Below are 22,805 nucleotides of genomic sequence, written 5' to 3' on the forward strand. Positions count from 1 at the left end.
CTCTTAAGCGAGGGGGGCGAGATCCAGTCTCGGCCTCTGCTTGCTGCGTCGACCGTCGTTGGGCGCAGTCGTGACCTTCGGAGAGAGCCCGTTCATGCCCGTCCGTTCCGTTGCGTTCCGCCGTCACACGTTCCACATCGCGCTCCTGACCAGCGTCAGCGCGCTTACCTTGCTCGCCCTCGCGGCGCCGGCTGAAGCGGGCAACATCCTGGCGAGCGGCGGTGGGGCTTCGGCGGCGGTGGCGAGTGCCAGTGCCACTGCCATTGCTTCGGCGCAGCAGGCGGCCCAGGTGGCGGCACAGGCGCAGAACTCGCTGGCGCGGGCGACGCAGGCGCTGCAAGCGATGCAGGCGGCGCAAAGTGCCGCGCGGGCGTTGGCGCTTGCGGCACCCAGCGCGGTGCCGAACGGGCTCGCGACGGGCGGGCTCGTGCCGGACAGCGGGTTGGCGAGCCCCGGCGTCGCCAACCCGGTCATCAGCTGGGCCGGCGCCGGCACGCCGGTCCAGACGAGCGCCAATGGCCAGACCACGGTCACCATTCACCAGACCCAGGCGCAGGCGCTCCTCAACTGGAAGAGCTTCAACGTCGGGACGGGAACCACGGTCGACTTCGACCAGCAGGGCAACACCAAATGGGTGGCGCTGAACCAGATCGCGGCAACGGGCGTGCCGAGCCAGATCCTGGGGTCGATCAAGGCCGACGGGCAGGTCTATCTCATCAACCCCAACGGCATCATCTTCGGTGGTGCCTCCCAGGTGAACGTCAACGCGCTGATCGCCTCGTCGGCCGTCATCAGCCCGAGCCAGTTCCTCACCAACGGCATCTACTCGACCCAGACCGGCAGCGCCTACAACCCGAGCTTCAGCTATGCCGGCGGTGCCATCACGGTCGAGGCCGGCGCGCAGATCGCCACGAGCGCGCCATCCCAGGTCACGGCCGGTGGCGGCTTCGTGCTGTTGATGGGCACAAGCGTCGAGAACGCCGGCTCGATCACTACGCCGATGGGGCAGACCCTGCTCGCGGCGGGCGACGATTTCGTCGTTCGCCCCGGCTTCGGCACGAATGCAAACCAGTACTCGACCACCCGCGGCAACGAGATCGCGGTCGGGCTCAACACACTCGGCAGCAGCACGAAGGGCGGCAGCGGCAGCGTCGCCAATGCCGGCCTCATCTACGCCCCAACCGGCGACATCACGCTCGTCGGCGAGACGGTGACACAGAGTGGCATCCTGCTCTCGACCACCTCGGTGAACGCGCGTGGCACGATCCACTTGCTGTCCTCCGCATCGGACCCGTTCGGCAGTGTGACGCTCGGCGGCGGCAGCCTTGCCGCGATCCTGCCGGATAGCAGCGGTGCTACGGCACTCGACAGCCAGCGCGCGGCGCTGATCGCCGCCTCCGGCGTCAATCCCTTGGCGACCGGGACGTTTGACGATTTGAGCACGCTGGCCGATCTGCAGGATCAATCGCGGGTCGAAATCGTCACCGGCGGCACGGCCGAATTCCAGGCCAATTCTCTGACGCTCGCCCAGGGCGGGCAGGTGGCGGTGAGCGCCGCGAAGCGCATCCAGGCCGACAGCGGCGCCATCATCGACGTCTCGGGCCTCGTCAATGTCGCCCTGCCGATGTCGGCCAACGACATCTCGGTCAACATCCAGGGCAACGAGCTGCGTGACGCGCCGAGCAACCGGCTGACCACCAAGCTCAACAGCAATACCGTCTATGTCGATGCGCAGCAGCTGACGCTGGTGCCGGCCGGCACCGGGGGCTATTCGAGCGACCGCTATTACACGGCGGGCGGTCTCCTCGAAGTCTCGGGCTGGCTCGCCAACACGCCGCACACGATCGGCGAATGGATGGCGACCGGTGGCACGATCACGCTCGCGACGGGCGGGGCCGGTGCCGTGGTGGCGCAGCCCGGCTCGACCTTCAACATCGATGGCGGCTCGCTTCAATACCAGGGCGGCTATCTCAAGCAGAGCTATGTGCAGGCGAGCAACGGCCAAGTCTACAATATCAATGTCGCCCCGGCCAACCTGACCTATGCCGGCGTCTACAACGGTTTTACCGTTGTTCATTACGTCGACGGCCAACCCGATGCCCAGCTGACCCAGATCTATGCCAACCCGCTGCATACGCCGAGCGAGATCTACCAGCCGGGCTACACCGTCGGGCGCGACGCCGGCAGCCTCATCCTGTCGACGCCGACCGCGCTGTTCGAGGGCGACATCTCCGCGAACGTCATCACCGGCCAGCAGCAGGTGACGGCACGGCCGGCGGGCGTCACCGACAGCTACAAGCTGACGCAGACCACCGCACCGCTTGCCGGCTCGCTCACGCTCGCGGAGTACAACAGCGATGGTCTAGCCGGCCCCTATACGACCGACGTGAAGTTCGACACCGTGGCGCCGGTAACATCGACGCTCGATCTTACCGCGTCGCTCCCGGCCAGCCGCGTCAATACCGCCTGGTTCGATGCGGCGACGCTCGACGGCTTCGGCCTCGGCGGCCTCACGATCGCGACCCAGGGTGCGATCGCCGTCAATGCGCCGCTGCAGTTGGCACCAGGCGCGCAGGTCAGGCTGACGGCGCCGACCGTCGACGTCGCCGCCGACATCACCGCGCGCTCCGGCAGCATCACGGTCACCAACATTCTCCCCAACGTCGGGGCGCTGACGACCGCGACCGGCGGCGCGCAGCTCACGCTGGAGGCCGGTGCCACCGTCGACGCGCGCGGCTTGTGGGTCAACGCGCTGACCGATCCGAACAGCTTCGCCGGCCTTGCCTTCCTCAACGGCGGCAATGTCACGTTCGATTCGACGCAGAATCTCACGCTCACCAAGGGCAGCCTGATCGACGTGTCCTCGGGCGGCGCCATTCTCGCCAACGGCAAGACTGCGGGCGGCAAGGGCGGCAACGTCACGCTGCTTGCCGGTCATACCGACGGCGGCGGAACGCCGGGTGACGGCACCCTGGTCCTGGATGGCGCCATCCAAGCCTATGGCGTCACTGGCGGCGGCACCTTGACCTTGTCCTCGCCCGGCAACCTGATCGCACCCGGCGCGCTCGTCGTCGGTGCGAATGCCTCGTTCGCCGGCGGCACGCTCACGGCCGGCACGCCGGCGCCCGTCGCACTGAAGCTGACGCAGGCGATGACCATTCCCGCGGGGCAGCCGTTGCCGACGGCCTTGACCCTGACCTACACCGCAATAGTCCTCGATGCGCCGACGCCTGTCGATATTCCGTTGGCCGACAAGCCGCCAAGCACGCCGACCGGCGCGGATTGGACTGTCCCGAGTGGATTGTATGTCTGGGACACCCGAAACAATCTCTACGGAACCGGACAGGTCGTGCCAGCCGGCACGACCATCCAAAGATGGGCCGGAACGGAGGAAATCCCGGCCGGGACCACCGTTCCCTCGGACGTCTTTCCCGACGGTCTTCCGGTCAAGCCCTACAAGATCACCTACGCCGCCGGGTCGGTTCAGGCCACGCCGATGACCTATCCGGTCGGCTATGTGATTCCGCAGGGTGCGGTTCTGCCGCAGACCGCATCGGTGGCGCCGGCGCCGGGGCTCGGCCCCACGTTCTTCAGCGCAGGCTTCTCCAACTACGACATCAATGCCGGCTTGGGCTTGGTGGTGGCGTCCGGCGCCAGCATCGCGCCGACCATGCCGGTCTATCAATTCACCGCCAGCAGCTTTGCCGCGCGGTCCGGCAGCGATCCGGCTGCAGCGATGTCACTCTGGCTGCCGCCGCTCTATACCGAGAACCCGCTCAACGCCACGCTGACGCAACGCGGCGGCGCCAGCCTGACGTTGCATACCCTGATCAAGGACAGCGGCGGCGCCCTCGTCAGCGGCGGCTCGATCGTGGTGGCCGACGGCGCGTCGATCGCCGTCGACCCCGGGCAGAGCGTCAAGCTCGACGCCTACGGCCAGATCACGGTCGACGGCAGCATCACCGCCCATGGCGGCAGCATCAGCCTGATCAACGAAACCGACGGCAGCACGGATGCCTTGCGCAACTTCGACGCGGCGGGCAACGGCCGCGGCATCTCGCTGTGGGTCGGCGCCACCGGCAAGCTCGATGTTTCGGGTGCCAGCTACACGGCCGCCGACTGGATGGGGCGCCCCTATGGCACGGTAACGAATGGCGGCAGCATCAGCCTCGATGGCGGTACCGCGTTCGTGATCATCCGCCCCGGTGGCGAGCTTAATGCCGACGGCGCCAGCGTCACCGTGAACTCGGCGGCGGGCCTGGACCCGACCCTGTCGGGCAGCACACAGACGCTCGCCGGCAATGGTGGCGTCATTTCGTTGAGCTCGCTCAGCGGGCTTTACATGGACGGCAACCTGCACGCCGCCGCCGGTGGCGCGGGGGCGGCGGGCGGCAGCCTCTCGATCTCGCTCCTGACGCCGGCGTTTCCCGATACCTCCTTTCTCCACGGCGCGCCGGCGAACGTTATCGTCCCCAGCGTGATGACCGTGGTGCAATCGTACCCGGCCTCCGTACTGCCGGCCGACATCGCGCCCGGCACGGATGCGTCGTCGCTGGCGTTCGGCCAGACCACAGTCAGCGCCGACATGGTCGAGGCCGGCGGCTTCGGCAGCCTGACCCTCCACTCCGACGACTACATGCAGTTCTCGGGCAACGTGTCGCTCGGGCTCGGCCAGAGCCTCGCGCTCACCGCAGCCGCCTTCACCTCCGGTCCCGCCGCAAGGGCGCCGTTGCCCAGCAGCGGCAATGTGCTGCTGTCCGCGCCCTATATCCTGCTGAGCGAACCTCCAGCCAACATTCCCGATCACACGGACACCGGCAGCATCCGGAACCCAGGTCCCAATGCGGCCGTGACCACCGCGACCTTCGAGGCGGATGCCGACCAGATCGATCTTCAGGGGCTGATCACCTTCTCGGGCGGGGGCGGTTATTACGACAGCTCGACCAACAGCAATGTCAGCCTCAACGCGCCCGGGTTCCTGACGACGAAGCTGGCGAGCCGCGGCGACATCCGCTTCCTGACGACCACCGCCCAGCAAGGGTCCCAGATCGCGACCTCCTGGGATCTCGATCTTCTGGCGGCCCAGATCTATCCCGTCACCAGTGCCATCGCCACCGTCACCGCAGGGGAGAACAACCCCAACTACAATGCGACCCTGACCATCGGCCGGACCACCGACAGCGTCCCGGCGGCACCGCTGTCCGCATTCGGCCGGCTCACGCTCACCGCGCCGATCGTCGAGCAGGGCGGCATCGTCCGCGCCCCGTTCGGGAACATCGTGCTCGGGGGCGGCTACAACCCGGTCGCGCAACGGGTCGATCTGCTGCCAGGCAGCCTGACTTCGGTCTCGATGGCGGGCTTGACCATTCCCTATGGCGGCACCGTCGACGGCGTGACCTACACCTACAATGGCTCCAGCGTCAGAGCGGGGATTCTGACGAACTTCAACGTGAGCGGCGTGGCCTCCGGCGTCGTGCTGGACGGGGAGTCCATCAATGTCCAGCACGGGGCGACCTTGGACCTGTCGGGCGGTGGCACGCTCGCCGGTGCTGGCTTCATCTCCGGTCGCGGCGGCTCGGTCAACGTGCTGACGACCCCGCTCGTCAATGCCAATCCGACCACGCCGATGAGCAAGTCGACCGACAAGGTCTATGCGATCCTGCCCGGCTACGCGTCGGGCTATGCGCCGGTCGCCCCCGAAAACGGCGCCGGCGATCCGGCGATCGGCCAGCAGATCACGATTCCCGCCGGCGTGCCGGGCCTGCCGTCCGGCACCTACACGCTGCTGCCGTCGAACTATGCCCTGCTGCCCGGCGCCTATCGGGTCGAGCTCGGCAGCACCATGACGGTGCCGTTGCGCGGTGCCGGCGAAATCGGCAACGGCACCTACGTGACCGCGGCCTATACCGGCGTCGCCAACACCGGCACCCGAAGCGCGCTGCCGGTGACGGCGCTCGTCACGCCGGGAACGGCCGTGCGCAATTATTCGCAATACAACGAGCAGAGCTATAGCGACTTCCTGTTGACCTCGACGGCGCAATTCGGCGCGCCGCGGCCGTTTCTGCCGAGCGACGGCCAAGCATTGGTGGTGAAGTTCGAGCTGCCGCCTACGGTTCCCACCACGGGGTCGGCCCTGACCTTCGACGGAACGGCCTTGTTCCAGCCCGATCGGGGCGGCATCAGCGGCCAGGCTGTGCTGCAGGGGGTGGGCGAAGTCTATGCCGACGCACGGACCAGCGGGTTTACCGGGGTGTCGGTGAGCGCTGGCGATCTCGACGCGATCGGCGCGCCGCGGCTCATGATCAATGGCACCCCCATCGTCCTCAACGGCTTGATCGCGATCCAGGGCGGCGGAGGGGATCTCTTCATCCGCGATGGCGTTACGCTGAACGCCGCCGAGCTGTTCCTGGTGGGCGGCAACATCACCGTCGGCCAAGACGTGACGCTCTCCACCGTCGGGCACGGGCCGGCACCGTACGATTCGCTGTCCACCGGGCTCAGCTATTCCGCCTGGAACGATACGGTGCTGGCGCTGTCCAACGGCGATCTCAATTTCGTCGGCAGCAACAGCGGTTCCGGGGCCATCACCATCGGCGCCGGATCCGGGCTCTATTCCGAAGGGACCCTGGCGTTTGCCGCCAACGGCCCGTCGCAGATCGATCCGACCGCGCATTTCGGGGCGGCCAACATCGCGCTCGCAGCCGGCACCATCAACGTCGGCGACAGCACGACCGTCGCGGCGGCGGGTGCGCCGAGCGGGCTCCTGTTCAGCCAGTCCTTGTTCAACACGCTTGTCAGCGGCGATGCTACCCATGGCACGCCCGCGCTGCAGAGCATCAGCCTGAGCGCCGCCAGTTCGATCAACCTGTTCGGCAGCGCCGGGCTCGATGCCAGCGGCACCGGTGTCAATCTCGTGCTGAACACGCCGGCAATCTACGGCTATGGTGCGGCAGGCGACGACGCGAAGATCTCGGCCGGGAAGATCACCTGGAACGGCGTTGTCGGCGCCACGCCGCCGGCCATCGCCGCGGGCGGGCCGGGGACCGGCACGGGCACGCTCGATCTCGTCGCGACCGAGATCGATTTCGGCAAGCTCGTCTCGCTCGACACCTCCTCGACCAGCCGCGTCATCTACGGCTTCGGCAATGTCAACCTGACGGCCCGCTCGAAGATCGTTTCGGCCGGCAATGGCGCGCTCTACGTGTACCAAGCGCCGAGCACGGCCCCGGGCGCGGTGTTCGGCCAGAGCGGGAGCGGCGGCAATCTCACGCTGTCGACCCCACTGCTGACCGGCGTGCAGCAGTCGGTCATGGCCTATACGGCGGGCGGCGCGCTCAGCGTGACCGTGCCCGCAGGGCTGGCGCCGAGTGCCCCGACCTCGACCCTCTCGGGCGCCGAGATCGACCTGACCGGCGACAGCGTCGCCATCGGCAGCACCATCCTGCTGCCGAGCGGCAAGTTGCTGGTCAATGCGACCAACAACGTCACGCTCAATGCCGGCAGCCGCATCGACCTCTCCGGCCGGCCGTCGATGGTGCAAAGCGCGACCGTCTACGGCTTCGGCGGCACCGCGATCCTCAACAGCGCTGAAGGCGGGGTAGTGCAGGCACCGGGCTCGGTCATCGATGTCTCCGCGACCAATGCCAATGCCGGTTCGATCACCATCGGCGCGGGCAATGGCGCGGTAGCGCTCGACGGCATGCTCGATGGCAGCACGACCGGCAGCCATACCAGCGGCGACTTCAGCGTCACCGCCGGCACGCTCGCCGACTTCACCGGGCTCAACACCATCCTGACCCAGGGCGGCATCTTCGATGCCCGCAGCTTCGACCTCAAGCAGGGCGATCTCGCCATCGGCAATGGCGTGAAGGCCCACAGCGTCACCGTGTCGGTCGACGGCGGCAGCCTGACCGTCACCGGCACGATCGACGCCTCGGGTGCGGCACCCGGCACCATCCGCCTGGCGGCCGCGAACGGCCTGACGCTCGCCTCGGGCGCGGTGCTCGACGCCCATGGTAACGTACTGCAGGTCGATAGCTACGGCCTGCCGATCGAGGCCAGGAACCGCGGCCATATCGAGCTCACCACGACCGCCGGAACCTTGACGCTCGCGCCGGGCGCGGCGATGAACCTGTCGACGCCCGACGGCGTCGCCTATGGCGATGTCGTGCTGAACGCGCCGCGCGTCGGCGCGACCGTAGCGAGCGCGACCGGGGCGGGGGCACCGGCCAACGCCACGGGCAACGACGTCGCGATCTCCGCCGCCGGGCCGCTTGCCATCCAAGGCGCGCGCGGCATCGCGCTCGACGGCGTCGCGCGCTATGCCAATGCGCCGGCCGATCCCAATGATGCCAACGGTCAGCTCGTCACGCAGGCTTGGCTCGATCTCATCGACCAGGACAGCCAGGCCTTCGTCAACGGCGCGCTTGCCAACAACGCGCTCACGGGACGACTGGCCGGGCTCACCGCCTATGGCGGCACATTCCACTTGCGCCCCGGCGTCGAGATCGACAGCGCGACCCCGAACGGCGATCTCACCGTGTCGGGCAATATCGACCTGTCCTATTACCGCTACGGCCCCAATGCCGACCGCAACACAAGTTCGCCGACCTATGGCGCCGGCGAGCCGCTGGCGCTGGCGATCCGGGCGGGCGGCAATCTCACCCTCCAGGGGAGCCTATCGGACGGCTTCCAATCGACGCCCGGCGTGCCGGCGGTCTACAGCCCCATCGACGTCACCAACAGCCCGCTTTTCAGCGGTGGCCCTGCCAACTGTGGGCCTTATACCTGTTTGGCGGACGTGACCACCAACGTGACTCTTCTGACGGCTTGGACCATTCCGAACGACGCCTTCTATAACAACTGGTGGGGCGGCCTGCAGGACGTCAACGGGAACTACTACAACCCCGGAGCCACGATCCCGGCGGGCACGGTACTGAGCGCGGGGTCCGGCATCGCCTTCGAGGGGAGCGCGCCGCCCGCCGTCGCTGTGGTGGTAAGCCCGGCCGTCCCGCCCGCACCTGCCACGTCGGCCACGGCGGCGATGCTCGCACCGGGCTCGCTCTCCGCCTCGGTCCGGCTGGTCGCGGGTGCCGACCTGGCCGCTGCCGACCCGCGAACGCTTGAGGCGGCGCGGCTCCTCAATGGTACAGGAAACCTGACGCTCAACGATCCGGCCTACAACTCTTCCCTCAACGGCACGTACTTCAGCGTGGTTCGTACCGGCACCGGCAGCCTCGACCTGCTCGCCGGCGGCAGCTTCAGCGAGGCGACGCCGTACGGCGTCTACACGGCCGGCACGCAGGCGGCACCCATCCTGGTGAACGGCAGCAACCCGTACGATGTGGTCGGCACCGCGAGCGCCGGCGGCACGCATGCCTATTATCCTGAGCAGGGCGGCGACCTGCTCCTCGTGGCTCAGCAGGATGTAACGGGCAATATCCAGATCGCCAACAGCAACACGCGCTTTGTCGACTCGGATCTGACCAGCAATTGGTTCCGGCGCCAGGGCGGCGGCGTGTCCGCCGATCCCGTCGCATGGTGGATCAATTTCGGCAGTTTCGCGAAGACCGGCGCCTGGGTGTCCGGGACCCAGCTCGTCGGCTTCCAGGGCATCGGCACGCTCGGTGGCGGCAATCTGACCGTGATCGCGGGGCGCAACGCCGGCGTGCTGGGCAACGGCTCGACCGGCCTCGATCTCGCCGTCGCGTCCACCGGCCGGGTGCAGGCCGACGGCACGCTGGTGGAGACCGGCGGCGGCGATCTCACGGTGAAAGTCGGCGGCGCGATCAATCCGGTGGCGCCGCTCAACCTCTCCGCAACCGCTCCCGACTACTACGGCGCGGTGACCGACCTGCGCGGCAATATCACGATGATTGCCGGCTCGATCGGTGCGCTGGCGCCGAACACCTTCGGCTCGGCCTATAGCTCGGTCGATCCGCGCACCCTCGATCCCAATACGTTCAGGCGCTCGCTGAAGACGCCCGGACCGATCTTTACACCAGGCGACGGCACCGTCAGCGTCACAACGCGCGGCAACCTGGTGTTCGGCGGCGCCGGCGACGCGGGCATGGAGTCGCTGGTCGACCTCAACGGCATGCCCTATACGCTGCCCAATGCAAGCGGGACCCCGACCTTGGTCTCGAGCGGTGGGCTATCCAGCTTCACCCTGTGGACGCCGGCAACGGCGATCAATCTCTACGCGGCCGGCGGCGACGTCGCACCGTTGGTGGGCGCCGGCTGGCAGAACGGCACCCAGAACGGCAACGGCTTCTATCCGGGCACGCTGATCGTGGCGGCCGCCAACGGCGACATCCGTTTCGCTGAACCCGCATCAAACTCTGCAACCTTCCCGGTCCTCGAATTGATGCCGTCCCCGTCCGGCCAGCTCGCGCTGCTGGCTGCCGGCTCCATCTACGGGTCGAGCCAGGTGGTGGCGATGTCGGGCGCCGCCATGAACACGCTCGCGACACCGTTCCAGCCTGTGTTTCAGGGCAGCGACGGCAAGAGCAACGCCAGCGCGACATCGCCCTATCTCGGTTCGTCCACAAACAATCCAATCGCGTTCGGGCCGGACACGCCACTCACTGATCTGCATGCCGGTGACAATCAGCCGGCCCTCGTCTACGCGGGCGTGGATATCGTCGACCTGGGCCTCGGGCAGGTGCTGAACGTGTCGCCTGGCTTCGGCAATGGCTTCGTGCCGTCGCCCACGACCTGGTACCTCGCCGCCAAGCCGTTCGAGGTCATCGCCGGCCGCGACATCGTTGGGTTAGGCACGACGGCGGATGCGTTCTTCAATCCGGGGGCGAACGACATCTCGCTGATCCGGGCCGGGCGCGACATCATCTATCAGTCGGCGACCATCGCCGGTCGCGGCCTGCTTGACGTAGAGGCCGGCCGCAACCTCTATCAGGGCTATTATGGCTCGCTGACCAGCGCGGGTGATGTGGTCAACCCGGCGGACACGGCCGGCGGCGCCGGCATCACGGTGATGGCCGGCGTGGGGGCCAACGGACCCAACTATGCCGATTTCGCCAAGCTCTATTTCGACCCGGCGAACCAGCTGTCGGGCAACGCGCGGCTCACCGGCAGCGGCAAGGTCGTCCACGCCTATGGCCAGGAGCTGCTGCAGTGGCTCCAGCAGCGCTTCGGCTATACCGGGTCGGCGGCCGATGCGCTCGCCTATTTCCTGGCGCTGCCCAGCGAGCAGCAAGGCGTGTTCGTGCGCCAGGTCTATTACGAGGAGCTCACGGCCGGCGGCCGCGAGTACAATGATCCATCGAGTTCGCGCTACAAAACCTACCTGCGCGGGCTCGACGCGATCGCGACGCTGTTCCCGTCCTTGAACGCCAATGGACAGCCGGTCACCTATTCCGGCGGCATCACGATGTTCAGCACCATCACGGGAACAAGCTTCGTCAACGGCCACAATGTCCCCGTTACGGCCGATGCCGGCATCCACACCCTGTTCGGCGGCAACATCCAGATCCTCGATCCGGGCGGGAAGACGCTGATCGGCGAGGAGGGTGTCACGCCGGGTGCTGGCGCCGGCCTGATCACGCAGGGCTCCGGCGATATCGACGTCTATTCGCTCGACAGCGTGCTGCTCGGCCAGAGCCGCATCATGACGACGTTCGGCGGCAACATCCTGGTGTGGTCGGCAACCGGCGACATCAACGCCGGCCGCGGTTCCAAGACGACGACGATCTTCACGCCGCCCAAGCGCGCCTACGACAATTACGGCGACGTCACGCTGTCGCCGACCGTGCCGTCGGCCGGCGCCGGCATCGCGACGCTCAATCCGATCCCGCAGGTGCCGCCCGGCAACATCGATCTGATCGCGCCGAACGGCATGGTCGACGCGGGCGAGGGCGGTATCCGCGCCTCCGGCAACCTCAATATCGCAGCGCTGCAGGTCGTCAACGCCGCCAACATCCAGGTCCAGGGTACCGCGACCGGCATCCCCGTGGCGGCGGCGCCGAACATCGGCGCGCTGACGACGGCGTCCAACGCGTCGGGTGCCGCCGGTGCCGCGGCGGCGGACGCGGCACGCCGGTCGAGCAGCCGCCCGGCGCAGGACCTGCCCTCGATCATCACCGTCGAGGTCATCGGCTACGGCGGCGGCGAGACGCCGGCGCAGGACCAGCGGAACACCAGTCCGCGCGACAAGCCGCAGCAGAAAAGCTCCGATGCCAGGCCGGCCTACAATGACAGGAGCGCGGTCCAGGTCGCAGGTTACGGAACGCTCGACGAGGCAAAGGCGCAACTCCTGACGCCGGAAGAGCGTGAAAGGCTGGCGCAGCCCTGATAGCGGAACGGCTCAGCCTGACGGAAACGAGAAGCGTTGAATTGCCGTGCCGATCCGGTGGGGGCAGACGTTGATGCGCCTCCAGCGGCTGGGGGCGCCATTGCCGATGCCGGCGGAAACTGGGCCCGCCCTCAGGGGGCGGATTCCCGCGCGAGCCGTGCCACGACGTCGAGCAGCACGTTCGCGCCGGCGACGAGCTGGTCGGGTTCGGTATGTTCGCGCGGATTGTGGCTGATGCCGTCGCGGCTGGGGACGAAGATCATTGCCGCGGGACAGATGCGCGCGATCATCTGCGCGTCATGCCCGGCGCCCGAGGTCATGCGGCGGACCGAGAGCTGGTGCTCGCGGGCGGCCTGCTCGATCAGGCCGCAGACGCGCGCGTCGAACACCACCGGCTCGAACCGCGCCAGCCGCTCGGTCGCGACACGCACGCCCATCTCCGCGGCCAGCCGGCCGAGGTAGTCCGCCAGCGCCGCCTCCGCCGCCTTGAGCTTCGCCTCGTCCGGGTCGCGCAGGTCGACGGTGAAGGTCGCGCGCGAGGGGATGACGTTGATGACGTTCGGATGGAAAGCGATCGTGCCGACCGTCGCGACGCCGCTGGTGCCGGCCCGCTCGACATGATCCTTGACGAAGGTGATGACGCGCGCCGCCGCCTGGCCGGCGTCGCAGCGCATCGCCATCGGCGTGGTGCCGGCGTGGTTGGCGGTGCCGTCGATTGTGATCCGCTGCCACGAAATGCCCTGGAGGTTCTCGACAGCGCCGATCTGGATGCCGTCCCGCTCCAGCACCGGCCCCTGTTCGATATGCAGCTCGACATAGACATGGGGTGTTACGAACCCCGGTTCAGTTTCGCCGGCATAGCCGATCCGCGCCAGTTCCCGGCCCAGCACCGTCCCGTCATGGCCGACGGCCGCCAGCGCCGCGTCGACCGAAAGGCCCCCGGCAAAGACCAGCGAGCCCATCATGTCCGGGACGTAGCGCACGCCCTCCTCATTGGTGAAGGCGCCGACGATGATCGGCCGGCTGCTTTCGAACGCGTGGCACTTCAGGGCGTCGATCACCTCCAGCCCGGCAAGCACGCCGTAGCAGCCGTCATAGATGCCGGCATTCACCACCGTGTCGATATGCGAGCCGAGCATGATCGGCGCAGCATCGGGATCGCCCGTCCGCCAGATGCCGAAGATGTTGCCGATGCGGTCGATCACCACGTCGAGCCCGGCTTGCTTGAGCCAGGACACGAACAGGCCGCGCCCCTGCTTCTCAGCGTCGTTGAGTGCCACGCGAATGAGACGCCCATCGGCGTCGCGGCCGATCTCGCCCAGTTCGCGCAGGCGGGCGATGAGGCGGTTGCCGTCTATCCCGATCGTCATGGCCTCAGCTCTCCTTCACGACCGACGCCGGATCAAGCCCGGTCAGCGTTCGATACAAGACGGGGTCGGTCGCCCCTTCGGTGTTGATGGCGAAGACGCGGGCATCTGCGCCGAGGCCGATGGCGGTGCGGGCCGCCGCATCGCCGGCGATCCTGGCAAGGCCGGCGAGGCCCGCGCCGCCGCTTTCGCCCGCCACGATCGCCGGGTCCGCGATCGCCGGGTCCACGATCGCCGGGTCCTGGCGCCTCGGGCGGGCGAGCCGGTTCATCATCGCGACGGCGTCGTCCTCGCCGACCGTCATGAAGGCGTCCGCCGTGCGCGACAGCACGCGCCATGCGATCAGCGAGGGCTCATAGCATTCGAGCATCGCCATCACCGTCGGCGCGCCGTGCGGCACCTTCACGAGATGGCCCGCGCGCGCCGTCTCATAGAGGCAGGCGGCGCGATCCGGCTCGACCACCACGAAGGTCGGGCGGTCCGCGCCATAGTGCTGCGCCAGATACCCGGCGGCGGCCGCCGCCAAGCCCCCGACGCCGGCCTGCATGAACACATGGCTGGGCGGCTCGCCGAGCGCCTGCACCGCCTCCCGCATCATGGCCGTATAGCCCTGCATGACGAGGCCCGGGATCCGCTCATAGCCGGGCCAGGACGTGTCCGACACGATCAGCCAGCCGCGCGCCGCCGCGACGCGCGTCGCCTCGGTCACGGCATCGTCGTAGGTGCCGTCGACCCGGATCATCTCCGCACCGAAGCGGGCGATGGCGGCAACGCGCACATCGCTGACGCCGGCATGAACGAAGATCGCACAACGCGCGCCGATCAGCTGCGCCCCCTGCGCCACGGACCGGCCGTGGTTGCCATCAGTGGCACAGGCGACCGTCATGGTCCGGGCGACGGCGCGCACGTCGGGCGCGGTCATCGCCTCATAGCCAACCGGGCGGCCGAACCGGCGCGCGGCTTCCTCGAGGACGAGGCGAACGACCGCATAGGCGCCGCCCAGCGCCTTGAAGCTGCCCAGGCCGAAGCGACTGGACTCGTCCTTCACGTGGATCGCAGCCACGCCACAGGCGGCCGCGAGTGCCGGCAGCGCGCGCAACGGCGTCGGGGCATGATCGGGCCGATAGGCCAGATAGCGCGCCACATCGTCCGCCGCGGCAGGATCGAGGATCGCGGCATCCGCCGGGTCAAGCGGCTGGCGGTGGGCAGGGTCGGGATTGGCAAAGAGCATCGTCGTCTCCGTTGCCCGAAACATTAGTGCAGCCGAAGCGATCCAGGCGCTACAGTTTGCCCAGCTCAACGCATGTTTTTTTCATGAAAGGGCGTCATGGCGCAGCATTCGTTCGCTCCGCTCGACCAGTTCGACCGCGCGATCCTCGACATTCTCCAGCGCGACAACCGCACGCCGCAGCGCGAGATCGGCGAGGCGGTAGCGCTCTCGGCACCGGCCGTGCAGCGCCGCATCCGGCGCATGGAGGAGGCCGGCGTGATCGCCGCCAATGTGGCACTGGTCGATCCGGCGAGCGTCGGACGCCCGATCACCATCCTCGTCGAGTTGGAGGTCGAGAGCGAGCGCCCGGAGCGGATCGCGGCACTCAAGCAGCGGCTCAGCGTGGCACCCGAGGTGCAGCAATGCTACTACGTGACGGGGGAGGCCGATTTCGTCGTGGTGCTGACGGTCGCCACCATGTCGGAGTACGAGGCGCTGACGAGCAGCCTGCTGCTGGCCGACGACAATGTGAAACGCTTCCGGACGCTCGTCGTGATGGACCGGGTCAAGACGCGGATGGCCGTGCCGACACTCGCCGAGTGACGTGCTCTCCGCTAAAGCACCCGGCGCGCGACGGCGTGATCGATGCCAAGGATCACTACCGCGGTGCCGAAGTTCCAGAGCAGAATCATCAGCGACGTGTCCAATTGGTGAAACAGCGTCAAGGCCGAAGCGGTGAAGGCGGCGACCGACAGGCTGGCGACGAACGTGACGCCACGCGGCCGCAGCGCCGCGGCGTGCCGCAGCATCCAGAAGAGGATGCCCGTGAGAGGCAGGCCGGTGGCAAGCAACGTGCAGAAGCAGCGCACGGCTTCTCCCGCTTGGATACTGCCCGGACCGATGGCGACCCAATTGCTGATGCAGCCATAGCCGATCGTGCAGAGCCAGAGGGCGGCGGCCGGTGCGGGCAGCGCCAGCCACAGGCGCGACCGATCGGGCAAGCTCGCCATGAAGGCGGCGAGTGCCGCCAGCGTGCCGGTCAGGATCGAGGCGGCGGTGCCTGTCAGAAACATGGGCTCGCGCAGTCGCCGGGCGCAATCGGGCCTGATGCCGAAGATGAGCGACAGGATGCCGATGACGGCCGCCGCAACAAGCAGCCACAGGCCGGCCCGCAGCAGAGGGGGGCGCAGGCGATGCACGGGGGCCGCGTCCGCGACCAGCGCCTCGATGAGGTCGGGAGTCCGCCTCATGGGCGGGAATCCGAAAGGCCGAGCAGCTGCCGCAAGCGCTGCATGGCGCGATGGCTGGCGACCTTCAGTGCCGCGGCCGACATGCCGCTCACGGCCGATGCCTCCTTCAATGACAGTTCGCGCAGCTTCAGGAGCTCGATCGCCTGGCGCTGGCCGGCGGGCAACGCCTGAATCGCCGCGTGCAGAGGCCGGCTGTCGCCGGCGCCCTCTTCCAGGTTCGATGCGGGTGCCACAAAGGTTTCGTCGTCGGCGTCGAGCGTGACCTCGCGCCCTGACGATCGGGCTCGACGTCTGCGGAAGTCGACCAGCCGGTGCCGCGCCACGCCGGCGAGCCAAGGCTTGAAGGGCCGCCTCGGATCATAGGTCTGTCGGATGGCATGGACGGTCAGCAGGACGTCCTGCACGCCATCCTCGACCTCGTCCGCATCGCTGAGGCGGCCCATAGCGATCGCGCGCACGTAAGGCGTGATCGCCAGCAGCAGGCGGCGGTAGCTGGCGCCATCGCCATCCTGGGCGCGCGCCATCAGTGTCGACCAATCTTCGCTGTCATCGTCGGGCATCGCGGCTGACTATACCGGGCGGGCAGCGGCTGACGAGTCCGGCCGGGTCCCAAGCGCATCACGATATCTTGTAGCTGGTTTCGCAATTGGGAATGTAACCCCGACGTCCCTCGCGGCGAATGGTGGGACGAGCCGGTCTTGAGGCCGGCGTCGCTCCGTTGTGAGACCACCGAAGGAAAAACCATGATGCGTCGCAGAACGCTCCTCCTTGCCGCCCTTGTCGCTGCCCCTCTGACCCTGGGTTTCGGCGCTGCGCGGGCGGCGACGGAGCAGAATTACGACAAGGCCGCCTTCGCGGCAGCCCAGGCGGCCGGCAAGCCCATCCTGGTCGATATTGCGGCCTCATGGTGCCCGGTCTGCGCCGCGCAGCGGCCGATCCTCGAGAAACTGACAGCCGATCCGGCCTTCAAGGATCTCGTGGTCTTCAAGGTCGATTTCGATGCGCAGAAAGACGTGGTCCGGGCGATGGGCGCCCAGATGCAGAGCACGCTGATCGTATTCCACGGCTCCACCGAGCAGGGGCGTTCGACCGGCGACACGAACGCGGGCTCCATCCAGGCGTTGCTCGCCAAAGCGAAGGTCTGACCCGTCATGGCAATGGGGAGCGTCGGCTTCAGTTTCCTCGCGGGCGTGCTGTCGACGCTCTCGCCCTGTGTCCTGCCGCTGCTGCCGATCGTGCTCGGCGGCGCGGTGGCGGCTCATCGGTTCGGGATGGTCGCGCTCACCGCGGGGCTCGTCTTGTCCTTTACCGGCATCGGGCTGTTCGTGGCGACGGTCGGCTTTTCGATCGGGCTTGACGGCGCCGTCTTCCGCGATGCATCGGCGGTCCTGCTGGCCGGCCTTGGCATCGTTCTCCTGAGCGGCAGCCTGCAGCAGCGCTTCGCTTTAGCGACCGCGGGCCTCGGCAATGAAGCCAACGGCCTGATGGCGCGCGTGGCGCCGTCCGGCCTCGGCGGCCAGCTCGCGATCGGCGTGATCCTGGGCGCCGTGTGGAGCCCCTGCGTCGGCCCGACGCTCGGCGCTGCGTCCGTGCTCGCCGCCCAAGGCCGGGACCTGGGCTCGGTCGCGCTCGTGATGATGGCGTTCGGCCTGGGTACCGCCGTCCCGCTCGTTATCGTGGGCATGCTGTCGCGCGAGGCGCTCACCCGCTGGCGCGGCCGGATGATGAGCGGTGGCGCTGTCGGTAAATATCTGCTGGGCGGCGGTGCCCTGGCCGTCGCGGTCCTGATCCTGACCGGGGCCGACCGGGCCGTCGAAGCCTTCCTCGTCACGGCCTCGCCCGCCTGGCTGACCGATCTCACGACCCGGTTCTAGGTCTTCGCCATGATCACCGATTCCACGATCACCTGCCCGCTCTGCGCGACCCGGAAGAGCGAGACCATGCCGACCGACGCCTGCCTATTCTTCTACGAATGCACGGGATGCGGCGCGCTGCTCCGCCCGAAGCCGGGCGATTGCTGCGTCTTCTGCTCCTATGGATCCGTGCCCTGTCCGCCCGTGCAGGCGGCGGGCGGCAAGAAGGGGTGTTGCTGATCCATCCCGGCGCTCACTCGGCCGCGGCGGTGATCTCGGCCAGGGCGGTCCCGTCGCCCCTGAGCCGCTCGGCGTCGCGGGCTGGCGGCGCACCGAACATCCGCGCATACTCCCGGCTGAACTGCGAGGCGCTCTCGTAGCCGACGGCATAGCCCGCGCGCGCCGCGTCGTAGTTGGCGACGACCAGCTTGCGCGCCTGCTGCAGGCGCAGGCTCTTCTGGTATTGCAGCGGGCTCATCGCCGTCGCTGCCTTGAAATGGCGATGCAGCGAGGCGGCACTCATGCCGGCGAGGGCCGCCAGCGCATCGATGCGCAACGGCTGGTCGTAATGTGCCCGGATCCAGGCAATGGCGTTGCGAACTCGGGACAGGCGGCTGTCGGTGCGGGCGAGCTGGCGCAGCACACCGCCCTGCGGCCCCTGCAGCAGGCGGTAAAGGATCTCGCGCTCGACGAGCGGCGCCAGCACAGCAATGTCTTCGGGCGCGTCGAGCAGGCGCAGAAGGCGCAGCCAGGCATCGAGCAGCGCCGGCGTCACCGGGCTGACGCCGAAGCCGGCGGCTGTGGGCTCGATGCGTGCGGGGGCCTTGGTGCCGGCCGGAATCTCGGGCAGCAATGCCGCGAGCGCTTCCCGGTCCAGCGCCAGGGTGACGGCGATATAGGGGTGCTCGGCGCTCGCCTCGAGCACCCGACCTGATACCGGCACCTCCACCGAGGCGATGAAGCAGCTGGCGGGATCGTAGCGAAAGACGCTGTCGCCGATCGTCACTTCCTTGGCGCCCTGCAGGACCAGGCACAGCATCGGTTCGTAGAGGCCGGGCAGCGTCGGTGTGGTCTGCCATCCCGTATGGATCGTCACGCGGGCGATCGCCGTCTCGGTACGGCGGCCGCGGGCATGACGCGCCGTCAGGGCGCGCAGTTGGTCCAGTTGCTCGTGCATGACCGCATCATCGGCGCCCGCCTGGCGCCAGGCAAGGCGGCAGCAGGCTCCGGCGATCGCACTTGAGAGGATCAGGCAAGAGATCGAGGCGATCGGGCGCGCCGTCGGCGGTGCCAACCGCCAGTTTCTTCGACGACCAGGGCCTGCTGCCGTGGCGACATGGCCAGGCCCTGCAACGTCGTTTCAAGGAGGAAGACAACCATGACCAGGATTTTCGGCGCCGAGTCCACGACCGACGAGGTGCTCGCGGGCATCGATCTGTCGGGCAAGCGCGTGTTCGTCACCGGCGTGTCGGCCGGTCTCGGCGTCGAGACGGCGCGTGCGCTCGCGGCGCGCGGCGCGCATGTGGTTGGCGCTGCGCGCGATCTTGCGAAGGCGCGGGCCGCGACCGCGGCAATTCATGGGCAGGCCACCGGCAGCGGCGGTTTGGATCTGGTGGCGCTCGACCTCGCGTCGCTTGCGAGCGTGCGCGCCTGTGCCGACGCGCTCGTCGCGGCCGGCGAGCCGTTCGATTTGGTGATCGCCAACGCCGGCGTGATGGCCTGCCCGCAGGGTGTCACGGCCGACGGCTTCGAGACCCAGTTCGGCACCAACCATCTCGGCCATTTCGCGCTGATCAACCGGATTGCATCCCTGCTGAAGCCGGGCGGCCGGCTGGTCAACCTGTCGTCGGCGGGCCATCGCTTCTCCGACGTCGATCTGGACGATCTCGGCTTCGCGCGCACGCCCTATACGCCGTTCGGCGCCTATGGCCGGTCAAAGACGGCCAATATCCTGTTCGCCGTGGAATTCGACCGGCGCCACCGGGGCCGGGGTATCCGCGCCACTGCCGTGCATCCGGGCGCGATCCAGACGGAACTCGGCCGATACATGACGGACGAGGTGAGAGAGCAGCTGATCGCGTCGATCAACGCGAACCGGCCGGCCGGGACGCCGGAGTTCAGCTACAAGACCGTGCCGCAGGGCGCTGCGACCTCGGTCTGGGCCGGCGTCGTGGCGTCGCCGGACGAGGTCGGCGGCCGCTATTGCGAGGACTGTCACGTGGCGGAATTGGTCGAGGGCGAGGGCATCCGCGCCGGGGTCCGGCCCTACGCCCTCGATCCCGAGCGCGCGAAGACGCTCTGGGCGAAGAGCGAGGCGCTGGTCGGCGAGCGCTTCTGAGGGGGCCTAGAAGGACAGCTGCACCTTGCAGCACTCGGTCGGCCGGTGCTCGAACACGTCGAACGCCGTCGCGAAATCCTGGAAGCCGTAGCGGTGCGTGATCAGCCGCTCCGGCTTCAGCCGGCCGGTAGCGAACCAGCTCAGCACCTTCTCGAACTTCCGGCTGTTGAGCCGGGAGGCGTGGATCGACAGTTCCTTGCTGGTGATCCGCTGCTGCACGACCGTCGAGGGATTGGCGGAAAAGCCCATGATGCCGATGCGGGCGGCGGGCGAGGCGATCTCGATCGCTTCGCTGAGGATCGCCGGATGGCAGGCGGCATCGATGATCAGCGTCGGCCTGAGGCCGGCTGCCGCGAGCGCCGCCGGCAGCGGGGCGCGCGCCGTGTTGACGACGCGGTCGGCGCCGTTCGCCCGGGCGGCGTCGAGCCGCTCGTCGATCCGGTCGCACACAGTCAGATCCTTGACGCCATAGACGCCCTTCAGCACCTGGACGACGGTGAGCCCGATCGGGCCGGCGCCATAGACGAGCGCCACGTCTTGGGCCAAGACGCGCGTTAGGTCGGTGATGTTGGCCGCGACCGAGAAGGGCTCGACCAGCGGCGCCTGCTCGTCCGACACGCCGTCCGGCACCGGCAGCGCATTGGCGGCCGGCACGCAGCAATATTCCGCGAAGCCGCCGTCGCGATGAACGCCCAGCACCTGCAGTTCCGTGCAGACGTTGGGGCGCCCGACCGAGCAGGGATAGCAGTGGCCACAGGCGATGACCGGGTCGACCACGACGCGGGTGCCGAGCGTCGCCGTGACGCCTGTCCCGACGGCGTCGATCCGCCCGAAGAACTCGTGGCCGATGATGCGCGGATATTGGGCGAACGGGTTGCTGCCGTGGAGGATATGGACGTCCGAACCGCAGATGCCCGCGCGCTCGACGCGAACGCGCACCTCGCCAGGCCCGGGCTCCGGCGTCGCCCGCTCCAGTACCGTCAACTGTCCCGGCCGCTCCACGACGAGGCTCTTCATCCCACTCTCCCGATCGCCAATCCCGGCAGCTGTCCGCAAGGCTGGCAGCCGCCGGCCCGATATAAAGGCTATCGATAAACGAACTGGGATACAAGCGGCGATGCAAAGTACGGCGCCGTCGCTGCCATAAACTGAAGATGGCGACGAAATTTCGGCGTATTTCCTTATAGATTGGTCGCTGCGACGCTCGATTGCGGCTTCATGCCGAATCGTAGCGCTTGCGCGCTGGTATCCTAGAGCGTAGGGTCGTCCTGCCAATGAAATCCCAAGCCGCCTTCGAGAGCGGCTGTTCGATGTGGAGGAACGCCGACTTGCTCCTGCCCCGATCCTGCCTTGCCGCACGGATCGCCCGGCATATCGGGCGGCCCCCCTCCCGTCGATCTCATCCCGACGGTTTCATGCGGCGCTCAAGGGAGGGAGAGAAGCAATGAGCATTTCGCGGCGTGAATTCGGCATGTCGGTCCTCGCGGCCGGCGTGGTCGCAGCCGGTTTCGGGATCCAGCGTGCGTCCGCGGCGGCGAAGTACCGACTGCGCTACGGCACGGCCTTCCCGAACAGCCATCCCGGCGCCAAGCGCATCATGGAAGCCGCCGAGGCGATCAAGAAGACGACCGACGGCCTGGTCGAGCTTCAGGTCTATCCGAGCAGCCAGCTGGGCGGCGAAGCCGACATGTTCTCGCAGACCCGGTCAGGCGCGCTCGACTTCATGTCCACTTCGGGCGTCAACCAGACCGTGGTGCCGGTCGGCGGGATCAACGCCGTGGCGTTCGCGTTCGAGAGCTACGACAAGGTCTGGGCCGCCATGGACGGCGATCTCGGCAATCATGTGCGCGCCGCCTTCGGCAAGGCCGGCCTGCATGTCATGCCGAAGAGCCTCGACAACGGCTATCGCAACATCACGTCCTCGGCGAAGCCGATCGTGACGCCGGACGATCTCAAGGGCTTCAAGATCCGCGTGCCGGGCAACCCGCTCTGGGTGACCCTGTTCAAGACGCTGGGCGCCTCGCCGACGCCGATCGATTTCGGCGAACTTTATGCCGCGCTGCAGACCAAGATCGTCGACGGCGAGGAGAATCCGCTGGCGCTGATCCAGAGCGCCAAGCTCTACGAGGTGCAGAAATACATCTCGCTGACCGGGCACATCTGGGACGGGCACTATATCTTCGCGAACGGCGACAAATGGGCGAGCCTGCCCCCGGACGCGCAGAAGGCGATCACCGAGGCGCTCAGCCAGGCGGCCGATCTCGAGCGCCAGGACATCCAGCACTTCAACGAGCAGGTGTCGGCGGAAATGACGAACTCGGGCGTCACCATCAACAAGGTCGACACCAAGCCGTTCCGCGACGCGCTGCGCAACGGCGGCTACTACAGCGACTGGAAGGCCAAGTTCGGACCGGAGGCCTGGGCGCTCTTGGAGAAATATTCGGGCCCGCTCTGAGCGGCGCCTGACCCCGCTCACG

At 68.1% G+C, this 22,805-nt stretch carries 13 protein-coding genes; 7 read left to right on the forward strand and 6 right to left on the reverse strand.

Annotated elements, in window-relative coordinates:
• The first annotated feature begins 94 nt into the window (after nucleotides 1–94).
• On the forward strand, nucleotides 95–12,310 hold the full coding sequence (locus tag IEY58_RS05045) for a filamentous haemagglutinin family protein (protein ID WP_189043134.1): 12,216 nt from the start codon (nucleotides 95–97) through the stop codon (nucleotides 12,308–12,310).
• A gap of 131 nt (nucleotides 12,311–12,441) precedes the next feature.
• Here the strand turns inward: IEY58_RS05045 and IEY58_RS05050 are convergent, their stop codons facing one another.
• Together IEY58_RS05050 and IEY58_RS05055 are read right to left on the reverse strand one after the other, a co-directional pair.
• Nucleotides 12,442–13,680: a Zn-dependent hydrolase gene (locus tag IEY58_RS05050; RefSeq protein WP_189043136.1), complete on the reverse strand. Its 1,239-nt coding sequence runs from the start codon at nucleotides 13,678–13,680 to the stop codon at nucleotides 12,442–12,444.
• A gap of 4 nt (nucleotides 13,681–13,684) precedes the next feature.
• Complete coding sequence (locus tag IEY58_RS05055; protein ID WP_189043138.1) at nucleotides 13,685–14,908, reverse strand: diaminopropionate ammonia-lyase; 1,224 nt, start codon at nucleotides 14,906–14,908, stop codon at nucleotides 13,685–13,687.
• A gap of 96 nt (nucleotides 14,909–15,004) precedes the next feature.
• On the opposite strand from IEY58_RS05055, the gene IEY58_RS05060 reads away from it, so the two are divergent.
• Nucleotides 15,005–15,490: an Lrp/AsnC family transcriptional regulator gene (locus tag IEY58_RS05060; protein WP_189043139.1), complete on the forward strand. Its 486-nt coding sequence runs from the start codon at nucleotides 15,005–15,007 to the stop codon at nucleotides 15,488–15,490.
• Between the two features lie 11 nt (nucleotides 15,491–15,501).
• Here the strand turns inward: IEY58_RS05060 and IEY58_RS05065 are convergent, their stop codons facing one another.
• Together IEY58_RS05065 and IEY58_RS05070 are read right to left on the reverse strand one after the other, a co-directional pair.
• Nucleotides 15,502–16,137, reverse strand: coding sequence for an NrsF family protein (locus tag IEY58_RS05065; RefSeq protein ID WP_189043141.1), 636 nt, complete (start codon nucleotides 16,135–16,137; stop codon nucleotides 15,502–15,504).
• Entirely contained in the window at nucleotides 16,134–16,697 is a 564-nt protein-coding gene (locus IEY58_RS05070) for a sigma-70 family RNA polymerase sigma factor (protein ID WP_189043143.1), read from the reverse strand. Before IEY58_RS05070 ends, IEY58_RS05065 begins: the two co-directional genes overlap by 4 nt.
• Nucleotides 16,698–16,880: 183 nt before the next feature.
• Between IEY58_RS05070 and IEY58_RS05075 the strand changes: the two genes are divergently transcribed.
• The 3 genes from IEY58_RS05075 to IEY58_RS05085 are packed head-to-tail and all read left to right on the forward strand — an operon-like array spanning nucleotide 16,881 to nucleotide 18,230.
• Nucleotides 16,881–17,282, forward strand: a complete 402-nt coding sequence (locus IEY58_RS05075) for a thioredoxin family protein (protein ID WP_229743494.1) — start codon at nucleotides 16,881–16,883, stop codon at nucleotides 17,280–17,282.
• A gap of 6 nt (nucleotides 17,283–17,288) precedes the next feature.
• Nucleotides 17,289–18,011 (forward strand): cytochrome c biogenesis CcdA family protein, encoded by a 723-nt coding sequence (locus tag IEY58_RS05080; RefSeq protein ID WP_229743495.1) that lies wholly within the window; start codon nucleotides 17,289–17,291, stop codon nucleotides 18,009–18,011.
• A 9-nt stretch (nucleotides 18,012–18,020) separates the two neighbouring features.
• Nucleotides 18,021–18,230: a GDCCVxC domain-containing (seleno)protein gene (locus tag IEY58_RS05085; protein ID WP_189043145.1), complete on the forward strand. Its 210-nt coding sequence runs from the start codon at nucleotides 18,021–18,023 to the stop codon at nucleotides 18,228–18,230.
• Between the two features lie 13 nt (nucleotides 18,231–18,243).
• On the opposite strand, the gene IEY58_RS05090 is transcribed toward IEY58_RS05085, so the two are convergent.
• Nucleotides 18,244–19,167, reverse strand: a complete 924-nt coding sequence (locus IEY58_RS05090) for an AraC family transcriptional regulator (protein ID WP_189043147.1) — start codon at nucleotides 19,165–19,167, stop codon at nucleotides 18,244–18,246.
• A 201-nt stretch (nucleotides 19,168–19,368) separates the two neighbouring features.
• Between IEY58_RS05090 and IEY58_RS05095 the strand changes: the two genes are divergently transcribed.
• Nucleotides 19,369–20,328 (forward strand): SDR family NAD(P)-dependent oxidoreductase, encoded by a 960-nt coding sequence (locus IEY58_RS05095; protein ID WP_189043149.1) that lies wholly within the window; start codon nucleotides 19,369–19,371, stop codon nucleotides 20,326–20,328.
• A gap of 6 nt (nucleotides 20,329–20,334) precedes the next feature.
• On the opposite strand, the gene IEY58_RS05100 is transcribed toward IEY58_RS05095, so the two are convergent.
• Nucleotides 20,335–21,345 (reverse strand): Zn-dependent oxidoreductase, encoded by a 1,011-nt coding sequence (locus tag IEY58_RS05100; protein ID WP_189043150.1) that lies wholly within the window; start codon nucleotides 21,343–21,345, stop codon nucleotides 20,335–20,337.
• Nucleotides 21,346–21,772: 427 nt separating this feature from the next.
• Between IEY58_RS05100 and IEY58_RS05105 the strand changes: the two genes are divergently transcribed.
• Complete coding sequence (locus IEY58_RS05105) at nucleotides 21,773–22,783, forward strand: TRAP transporter substrate-binding protein (protein ID WP_189043152.1); 1,011 nt, start codon at nucleotides 21,773–21,775, stop codon at nucleotides 22,781–22,783.
• Nucleotides 22,784–22,805 lie beyond the last annotated feature (22 nt).

Source organism: Aliidongia dinghuensis (assembly GCF_014643535.1).
Classification (GTDB): Bacteria; Pseudomonadota; Alphaproteobacteria; order ATCC43930; family CGMCC-115725; genus Aliidongia; species Aliidongia dinghuensis.